This window comes from Cytophagia bacterium CHB2 (assembly GCA_030263535.1).
Classification (GTDB): Bacteria; Zhuqueibacterota; Zhuqueibacteria; order Zhuqueibacterales; family Zhuqueibacteraceae; genus Coneutiohabitans.
Genome location: SZPB01000249.1, coordinates 1 through 9,738, shown reverse-complemented (window position 1 = coordinate 9,738; position 9,738 = coordinate 1). Strand labels below are relative to the sequence as shown.

9 protein-coding genes are annotated in these 9,738 nt (G+C 53.0%); all 9 read right to left on the bottom strand.

The genetic code is table 11. The features are described from left to right. Positions 1 to 423 (bottom strand): TRAP transporter large permease subunit (locus FBQ85_20685; GenBank protein ID MDL1877555.1); only part of this gene is annotated, 423 nt, incomplete at its 3' end. A 15-nt stretch (positions 424 to 438) separates the two neighbouring features. Continuing rightward, positions 439 to 945: a TRAP transporter small permease gene (locus FBQ85_20680; GenBank protein ID MDL1877554.1), complete on the bottom strand. Its 507-nt coding sequence runs from the start codon at positions 943 to 945 to the stop codon at positions 439 to 441. Between the two features lie 2 nt (positions 946 to 947). Beyond that, positions 948 to 1,931: a TRAP transporter substrate-binding protein gene (locus FBQ85_20675; protein MDL1877553.1), complete on the bottom strand. Its 984-nt coding sequence runs from the start codon at positions 1,929 to 1,931 to the stop codon at positions 948 to 950. A gap of 216 nt (positions 1,932 to 2,147) precedes the next feature. Further along, the gene (kduD, locus tag FBQ85_20670) at positions 2,148 to 2,909 is read right to left on the bottom strand and encodes a 2-dehydro-3-deoxy-D-gluconate 5-dehydrogenase KduD (protein MDL1877552.1); all 762 of its coding nucleotides are present in this window, start codon (positions 2,907 to 2,909) and stop codon (positions 2,148 to 2,150) included. Positions 2,910 to 3,016: 107 nt separating this feature from the next. Then, positions 3,017 to 3,847: a 5-dehydro-4-deoxy-D-glucuronate isomerase gene (gene kduI / locus FBQ85_20665; GenBank protein ID MDL1877551.1), complete on the bottom strand. Its 831-nt coding sequence runs from the start codon at positions 3,845 to 3,847 to the stop codon at positions 3,017 to 3,019. 119 nt (positions 3,848 to 3,966) lie between these two features. Next, on the bottom strand, positions 3,967 to 5,220 hold the full coding sequence (locus FBQ85_20660; GenBank protein ID MDL1877550.1) for a DUF4861 domain-containing protein: 1,254 nt from the start codon (positions 5,218 to 5,220) through the stop codon (positions 3,967 to 3,969). Positions 5,221 to 5,450: 230 nt separating this feature from the next. Next, positions 5,451 to 6,689 carry a glycoside hydrolase family 88 protein gene (locus tag FBQ85_20655; GenBank protein ID MDL1877549.1) on the bottom strand — a complete coding sequence of 413 codons (1,239 nt, stop codon included), beginning with the start codon at positions 6,687 to 6,689 and terminating at the stop codon, positions 5,451 to 5,453. 15 nt (positions 6,690 to 6,704) lie between these two features. After that, complete coding sequence (locus FBQ85_20650) at positions 6,705 to 8,396, bottom strand: glycoside hydrolase family 28 protein (GenBank protein ID MDL1877548.1); 1,692 nt, start codon at positions 8,394 to 8,396, stop codon at positions 6,705 to 6,707. A gap of 246 nt (positions 8,397 to 8,642) precedes the next feature. Continuing rightward, positions 8,643 to 9,738: T9SS type A sorting domain-containing protein (locus tag FBQ85_20645; protein ID MDL1877547.1), on the bottom strand; the 1,096-nt coding region annotated here is incomplete at its 5' end.

Sequence of the window (9,738 nt, the reverse complement as noted above, 5' to 3'; positions counted from 1 at the left end):
GCTGAAATTTTTGTCATAACCTTCTTTACTCATCAACGGGGTCATGAAACCGCCGATCGCCGCCGCCGCTGCTGCTGCTGAACCCGAGATGGCGCCAAACAACATACACGCGAGGATGTTCACGTAAGCCAGTCCGCCGGGCAGCATGCCGACCATGGCTTTGGCGAGATCGATCAGCCGCCTCGCCACGCCGCCGCGATTCATCAACTGGCCGGCGAGAATGAAAAAGGGAATAGCCAGCAGCGCAAAACTATCGAGGCCGGTCGCCATGCGCTGCGCCACCGTGGTCAGCGCCGGCATGGTTTGAATGCTCAACAGCATCGTGAGCGTGGTCGAGATGCCGATGCAAAAGGCAATGGGCACGCCCAGCAGAAGCAGAACCATGAAGCTGAGGACGAGAACGAGTATTTCGGTCATATGCAAGCCGGTTTGTGTTGGTCAGCGGCTGGAATCGTGCATCGCTTTGTCATCAACAAGCAGCCGAAGCTGTTCGGCAAAAAAATATGCGGCATAGAACATGATGAGAAGGCCGCTCAACGGCAGCGCCAAGTAAACATATCCGAGCTTGATTTGCAGCGCCGCCGAGATTTGATTCAAGGTGAGCGTGAGATTGACCAGGCGCAGGCCGCCAATCACCATAATCAAGAGCGCAAAAAGAAACGTGCACAGATAAATGAACATTTCGACATAGTGCCGTGGTTTCCCGTGCAAGCGCGCGGTCAAAATATCGATGGCAAGATGCATCTTTTGGCTGGCGGCATAAGCGGCGCCTATCAAGCCGACCCAGACCAGAAGATAACGCGCCAACTCTTCGGTGTACGAGCTGGGGTCGCGCAGCACAAAGCGCGTGAGCACCTGCCACAGGACGTTGAGTACCATCACGCCCATGAGTACAATCACCAGCCATTTCAGGGCTTGATCGACGCCCGATCGAATTCGTTGCATGCTCACCTCACGGCTTTGATTTCTTGAATGAGATTGTAGATCTCCGGCTGGTTCCTGTATTCTTCGTAAAGGCTGGCAACCGTTTCGGTAAACGGCGTTTTGTCGGGACGGAAGATTTCGACGCCGGCCTTTTGCACTTCGGCGAGCGCGTGCTCGGTGGCTTCTTGCCAAATTTTCTTTTGATACTCGGCGGACTCGTGCACGGCATCCTGCAGCCATTGCTGTTCTTGCGAAGAGAGATCATTCCAAACGACCGTGCTGATCACCAGCACATCCGGCACCGAAGTGTGTTCGTCGAGCGCATAGTATTTGCAGACTTCATAGTGCCGCGAGAGATGAAAGCTCGGTGGATTATTTTCCGCGCCATCCACCACGCCTTGCTGCAAGGCGGTGTACAACTCGCCCCAGGCTATCGGCGTAGGCGAGCCGCCGAGAGAGGACACCATCTTCATCGAAGTGGTGCTTTCTTGGGTGCGAATCTTCATCCCTGTCAAATCCGCCGGACTCAAAATCGGCTTGGCTTTGGTGTAAAAACTCCGGCTGCCGGCATCGTAATAGCAAAGTCCCCGAAGAAAAAATTTCTCTGGCGCCTGCAGCAAACGCTCGCCGATCTCGCCCTCCAAAACTTTGAAGCGGTGCGCATCATCGCGGAACAAATAAGGCAGGCTGAAGACTTTGTGAGAGGGCACGAATCCTTCCATGACACTGGTTGAAACTTTGGTCATGCCGAGACTGCCGATTTGCAACAATTCGAGACACTCGCGCTCGGTTCCCAATTGCGAGCTGGGATAAATGTCGATGCTAAGCTTGCCGCTGGATTTTTCCAGCGCGCGCTCGGCCATGTATTCCATCGCCTTGTGCACGGGATGGCTGGAATCGAGGCCGTGCGCCAGTTTGAGTATCCGCACGCGGTTTTCGCGGCCGCAGCCGATGGCGAGCAGTGTGAGAATTGCGAATGCGAGGATTGTTTTTGCTTTGCTTTTCATGGAAATCGTTAGTCTTGTTTGAATAGGCTCGTTGCACCAAGTCAGAAATTCCACCAAGGATAACTGATTCAGGATCCGTTGGCGGCTTTTATCCGGTGGCCATTTTTCTGGTGCTGGTCCAGCGCATCTGAGGCCTTGAATCTTTCTCTGGAAGTCACGTTTTTGGAACTAACCTTCGCGCATGTCATGCGTATCCTTGAGCCGCATGAATCCAGGCTAACGGCCCATCCAGCCGCCATCAACAACCAGCGTGTGTCCGTGCATATAATTCGACGCCTCCGACGCCAAGAAAATCACTGTGCCCATCAAATCATCAGGCGTGCCCCAGCGTCCCGCCGGAATGCGCGCGAGGATTTCGGCGCTGCGCTTGGCATCTTCGCGCAACGCTTTGGTGTTGTCCGTTGCCATGTAGCCGGGAGCAATCGCGTTCACATTGATGTTGTGGCGCGCCAGCTCGTTGGCAAACGCATGAGTCAGGCCCTTAACAGCACTTTTCGCAGCCGTGTATGCTGGAACCAGGATGCCGCCTTGAAACGAAAGCAATGAAGCGATATTGATGATCTTGCCGCCGCGGCCTTGTTCGACCATCACCCGCGCCACGGCCTGGCTAAGAAAGAACAGCGTGCGCAAATTGATGTTGATCACCTCGTCCCAATCGTTGGCAGGGAACTCAAGCAATGGCGCGCGCCGGATGATGCCGGCATTGTTTACGAGAATATCGATTGCGCCGAACTTTTCAACGGCAGCGCGCACAATGTCTCCAACACAATTTGCATCGCTCAAGTCTGCCGTGAGATTGAGGCACCGCCGGCCGCGCTTTCCAACGGCCTGGCAGGATGCCCTCGCGTCGCTTCTATCGACAAGCACAATATCAGCGCCGGCTTCCGCCAGGGCAATGGCCATGCCCTGACCAAGTCCGCGTGAGCTGCCGGTGACAATCGCGACTTTGCCGTCAAGTTTGAATTTGTCCAAGATCATGTAACAATGCCTTTCCTCTTGAAAATTGCGTTTGTAGTTACGCCTTTAGGCGCCGGGCTTTGGGTTGGGAACCAACGCTTGACGCCTGAAGGCGTTACTACGAACAATCAACGCAACTGCTCCATGCTAACCGCATCCATGTCCTCGAACGCCTGATTCTCGCCGCCCATGCCCCAGCAGAATGAATACGCAGCCGTGCCCGCGCCACAGTGAATCGACCAGCTTGGCGAAATCACGGCCTGCCGGTTGGCGATCACGAGATGGCGTGTTTCGTCAGGTTGTCCCATAAAATGAAAGACACGGGCATTGTCTGGCACATCAAAATACAGATAAACTTCCATGCGTCGCGAGTGGGTGTGTGGCGGCATGGTATTCCAGATGGAGCCGCTTCTGAGCTGCGTAAATCCCATCACCAACTGGCAGCTTTTGATGCCGCCGGGATGAATGTACTTGTATATCGTGCGTTGGTTCGCGGCCTCGGGCGAACCGAGATGAACCGCCTGCGCCTCGGCGTGTCGCATAAGAGTAGTCGGATAGCTTTGGTGCGCCGGGAAACTCAGAATAAAAAACGCCGCCGGCTCGGCTTCCTTTCTACTGCTGAAAATAATCTCTTGAGCGCCTTTGCCGATGTAAAGCATATCACGGTTCGCGAGATCAAAAACTTTTTTGTCCACGTTGATTTGTCCCGCGCCGCCGACATTGAGCACGCCGATCTCGCGGCGTTCGGCAAAATAATTCGACGCCAATTCCTTGGAGGTTTGCAGAGACAGTTGTTCTTTTACCGGAACGGCTGCGCCGGCAACAGCGCGATCGATTTCCGAATAGGCCAGTCTCACGGCGTCGGGCTGGAATAAATCCTCGAGCAAGTAGGATTCGCGCAGCTCGAAGGTGGTGAGCGTTTTGGTGCGAATGGGATCTATGGCTGGCAAGATTCTCATGGTCGTTCTCCTCATTACGGAGTCCCGGCCCCTCGTGGGCCGCTGTCACAGCTAATAGATTTGCGGTTTCAAAAGCGTCTCACATGGAGGCAAGACTGCGAGATTAAAGCATCCGTGTACTACATCGTGATCACCACCGGCGCATTCAACTCAGCGATGGTCTGATTCAAATAAGCTTCGAACTCCTCCTTGTTTTTGATGCCGTCAGGCTCTTGTTCCCAGGCTCCCAGGAAATAGTAAGACAACCGGCCATTCTCCGGTTTGAGAACCACCACCTGACTGAGTTGGTCTGCAGTCACTTCAATCAAATCGCTTTTGCGATAGAGAACCGCCATGCCGAGCTTGTCATTCGCCAGACTCTGCTTGCCGTAGGTTGCCAAGTAAGCCCAACCATCATTCGATTCCGGCGACGTGAGCAACTCGGTGCTATCGAGCTTGACGATGCCAGTGCACAGGTTTGGTGGATTGCCGTCAATCTCAACCTGATGTTTGGTCAAACGGCTTCCGGCAGTGATGGACAAATTCGAAACGACATTGTACGCGCCGTCGCCGACTCTCCACCCAAAATACTTTGTTTGAATTTGCGAGTACACCGCGCCATTGGCAACAATGGCGCAGGTCACGCTGTCGGTTTGCGCCACGCGTTGCGCCTTGCCTGCGTGCCACATCGCCAGCGAACCAATGCCGAGCGCGTCACCGACTTTCAAAATATCCATGCCCCAACCCGACATCTCGTGATAAGAATCGAAGCCATCCAATCCGACATTTTGCAGAACCATGTCCGATGTTTTCTTTCCGAAAATGTCGATGGCATTGCGCCAGTCGAGATAAAAACGATACCCCACTTTGTCGGATTCCCAGCCCGGACCTTCATAGCGAATGTAGAATGAGTGATCGGTGTGTTCCGGCGGCACGTGCAAGTACTGCACGTTTTGAAAGGAGCCGCCTTCATATTTGCGATCAACAAATTTGCCGCCGGTCTTGTGAGCAAGTTCGGCTTGCGTGCGTTTGGGATACTCCCGTTTCATTTCACCGGACTTCGCGTAGCGCACCGTCAAGGTTTTCGTTTCATCTCCCGTGAAATCTGCGACACACACGATGTGATCAGCGCTGCCGTCGTTGTCCACCTCAACGACCTGACTCGGCAGTTCTTTGCCATCCGCTAGGATGACGAATGCATCACCATTGAACTCCGGTGCTTTGGCTTTGATTTGGGCCATCTCCAAAATAATCTCAGCATCCGAGCGCGGCTGCTTGACACCATGAATCTCAATCGTCACCGGATTTTTGACGGAGAGGGTGAAGGCTTCCGGATAAGCCTGTTGGAGAGGGTCGCCGGCCTCGTCAGTCGTCGAGCATCCCCAATAAGTCATCAAAATAATTCCGGAGATGCCCAGCGCAACGAGGCGCGCCCATGCAGTCTCTCTAGTTTTTGCGGTCATGATAAACTTTTTGAATTGGTTCAACTGAAGTGCGCAGTGAATTGCCAAATAAGAGAAATGAATTTGACCATCTCACGACAAAATAATTCGGGCAAAACGATTTGGATGGTTTTGCCCACAATAGTTTTGCCTGATTCTTTCGTTTTATCGCTACGTTCGCTTCATTCCGTTTTCTTGCCGGATGGCTGCAACCGCTCCATCTCTACGCTCGCCATGATGAACGGCCCCACACCTTTGAGATCGTTGTCCACGACCGGTGTGCTGATGTAATATTCATATGAGCCGTCGCGATACGGTTTGCCGCCGAGTCCAGCAACCTGGCACACCTGTGTGAGGGTGACAAGCCCCTCCGGTTCCACTTTGATTAAGTTTTCGAGGATGCCGCGGTAGCCTTTTTCCGCCACCGCCAAATAGGCTTGATCAAGATAACCATTGCGCACCGCTTTGGCAAGCGCATACACGAACATTGATGAGGCCGAAGCTTCCAGGAAATTTCCCTCGCGACCGCCTTGATCCATTACTTGATACCACAAACCGGTTTTTTCATCCTGATAGTTTTGCACCCCGCGCGCGACGTCGCGAAGAATCGCAATGATCTCTTCTCGTTTGGGATGATCGTTCGGGAAATAGTCGAGCACATCCACAATGCCTATAGCATACCAACCGATCGCACGGCCCCAGAAATTCGGCGAGCGACCCGTCACCGGATCAGCCCACTTCTGTTGCTTGCTTTCATCCCAGCCATGATAATACAAGCCGGTGGTGGAATCATAAGTATGATGCGCAACAAAGATAATTTGATTCGCGATATCGTCGAAGGCTTCGGGGCGATCGAACATTTTTGCATACTCGGCATAGAACGGCGCGCCCATGTAAATGCCGTCGAGCCACATCTGCCACGGATAGATGTTCTTGTGCCAAAAGCCGCCCTCTTTGGTGCGCGGATGCGTTTCCAATTGCTTCATATTCAAAGCCGCGGCGTTCTTGTACTTTTCATCGTGCGTGGCATTGTACAACATCAGCAGGACTTTTCCGGGGTTCACGTGATCGATGTTGTATTCTTCCAGCTCGTAGGTTTTGATGTTGCCGTCCGGCTCGATATAAGAATCGGCGAAGGCTTTGATATAGTCGAAGTACTTTTGCTCGCCCGTCTGCTGCCAAACCTGCTCGAGCGCTTTCATGAAAACCGCAGTCTCGTAAACCCACGACGTCTTCGTGCTATCATTGAACAAAAAGGAGTCGCCGCGGCGCTGCATTTCAGATTGCGCCATGCGAATCGACCACGGCGTGTGATTCGATGCTGTTGCTTGTTCGCGCGGTGACTGGGATTGGCACGAAAGCGTTAGAATTATCGTTGCTGCGACCGCGCCGTGCCACAATCTTGAATGGAAGTTTGTCATACGCTCCGTTCCTTTTCAGTTTCCCCAATGCAAAACAGTTGCATTCACTTCGGGAGACAGTTTTACGTGTTTCTTCACCTCAGGCACGCCAGCTTTACTAAGATTGATGCCAGCCGTCTTTTTGCCCGATAAGGTTAAAAATGTTTCCAAACCTGTTGGAAGATGTGCCGCCTCGACGGCAACATTTGTGCTGTTATGAAACGCCAGAGCGGGCCCGGATTGTGGAATGATCTCAACGTTTGTCAGCTTGATATGATCCGCATTCATTCCGAGCAATCCTTTTTGGGCGGAGATTGAAATATTCTTCAACTCAATTCCATGCAATGGCATTTCCGGCAGGCCGAGCATTTCCACCGCCTGCGCCGCGCCGCGGGCAGTAACGTCGCTGATGAAAATGTTTTTGAATTGCGGTGTTGCTGCGCTGACCGACACGGGCTCCTCCGCGTCGAAACTGCTTGCCTGGCCGGGTTCAACAATCGGCGCTTGACCGCTGTAATACAGGTTGAACGTGATGGCCGCTGCAGGTATGTCCTTCATCAAAATACGCTTGATGTAAATGTTCTCGACCACGCCGCCGCGGCCGCGCGTGCTCTTGAAGCGCAAGCCGGTGTCGGTGCCGATAAACGTGCAATCGCGCACCTCGATGTTGCGCACGCCGCCGGACATTTCGCTTCCGATGACAAAACCGCCGTGGCCATGATAGACGATGCAATCATAAATCTGCACGTTCTCCGTGGGCATGCCGCGCTGGCGGCCGGCTTCATCTCTACCTGATTTCAAACAGATCGCATCATCGCCGACATCGAAGTAGCAATTGTAAACCGCGACGTTGCGGCAGGATTCCAAATCGAGACCGTCGCCGTTTTGTGAATACCACGGATTTCTGACTGTGACATTTCGGATCGTAATGTTCTCACTCATCAGCGGATGCAAATTCCACGCAGGCGAGTTTTGAAAAGTGGGGCCGTCGAGTAGAATTTTGTTACAGCGGCTCAATTGCAGCAGCACCGGCCGCAAAAAGTCGCGCAATTTTTCATACTCTTCGCGCGCCGGCGGCTTGGTGCTTTTGCGCAGAATCTCGATTTCGTCTGCGCCGTTCATCGCTGCTGCGGAGGGCCACCACGTGCTGCCTTTTTGATCCACCACACCGCCAGAGGCAAGCAGTTCCTTCCACTGCATTGCCGTGAGTTTGAATTTCTTCACCGGTCGCCACACTTCGCCGGAACCATCGAACACACCTTCGCCGGTAATGGCAATGTTCTCCAAATTCTCGCCAAAAATGGGCGACATGCAACGATACTCCGGCCTTCCTTCATACCAGGTTTCAATCAAAGGATAATCCATGCGATTCGGACTGAAAATCACCAGCGCGCCTCTTGCGACATGCAGATTGATATTGCTCTGTAATTGAATCGGGCCGGTGAGCCAGATGCCTGCGGGAATCACGACCTTGCCGCCGCCGGCGTTGGCGCACGCGGAGATCGCTTTGGCGATGGCATCAGTATTCATGGTTTTGCCGTCACCGACCGCGCCATAATCAACAATGTTGAACTGCTTATCCGGAAACGAGGGCAAGAGAATTTCAGGAAAGCGCGGCGAGGTTTGATCTGTCTCGTTGCCCGCATGCAGAAGTGGGGGAGAGACCGTCAGGTTCGCAACGAATAATAAAGCAAGAATCCTAAAAGCAAGTTGTTCAAAGATTTTCATGAGATCAGCCCAATTCTTGTTAAGCCGGCTTGAGAATTCATTCTCAAGCGCAGAGATGAAAGCCGCATGTTGGCGAGTGCAAGTCAATTAGGAAGCAGCCCGTCCGATGACTTTTGATATTCAAGTTTAGCAATGTTCAGTCATGGCTTGGCCGTGACTTTGATACAGCAGAGGCAACGGTCCAGCCGTGGCAGAACAAACCAGGTTTTACCATACATCCTCATCCTACCCGTCACGCCTACAGTTTCACCTCATCAGCAACATTTTTTTCGTCTGCACGAAATTCGAAGTCTTGATTCTGTAGAAGTAAACGCCGCTGGCAAGATTGTCGGCTTCAAAAGCAACTGTATGAGAGCCTTGTGTCAGATTTCCATCCAGCAAGTTTGCCATCAACTGGCCGTTGGCATTGTAGACGGTAAGCCTGACTCGTCCTGGTCTGGAAATATGAAATTCGATTCTGGTTCTTGGGTTGAAGGGATTGGGATAATTTTGTTGCAAGCCAAAATCCACCGGACGAAAATCATTCTCCATCACACTCGTACCAAAATCACTTTCGAACGCGCCGAGATCGGGCGCTTTGCCATTGTACGGAAGGCCGAGATCCACACCGGCATCAATCAAATCACTGCCGGCGGCCAGGTGCATGAATTCGATCTCCGGCAAGCTGCCGTCCGCGTAGCGTGGCGTCTCGGCCAGCGCGGCGTCGAGACTCAAAAAATCCTCCGCAGTGACCACGAAAGGACTCATCCAACTGTTGGTTTCCTGCACCGCAAAACTTCCCAACTGAACCAGACCGTTAAACGAAAGGCTATTCTTCAACGTCAATGTTTGCCCGGGATTGAGTGCGCGCTGAATTCTGTAATTCGCCTCCCGGTTGCCATAGACGGTGCAATGCAACAACGTCATTGAACCGACATTGTTGTTTTGATCGAATCCTTTATTCTTGTTATCAAAAGCCACGCAATTGATCAAAATGGCGTGATGCATCAGTTGTTCGCTGTTGCTGTTGTCGCCGCCGCCCATTTTGAAGCCGTTGCCATTGGCTTGCGCGCCCGGATCACTGCCGTCTTTGAGGTAGCCATTGCCCCACGTCCAGCAATTCTCGAGCGTGGTGGTCACATCATCCGCGCCGCGCAGATAACCGTCCCAGCCGTCATCGACATTGCCCCACGCGCGGCAGCCGTAGAAATAATTGCCTGAACCAACCGTGAGTTTCGGAGCAAAGCCGTCGGCGTCGGCGTAGTCCGGCGGATCGGCGTTGTAATAGGAATCGCAATTGATGATGCGATTGTTCGCCGAGCCGTTGCTCAATTGCAGGCCGGTATCCCGATTCTCAAAGAAG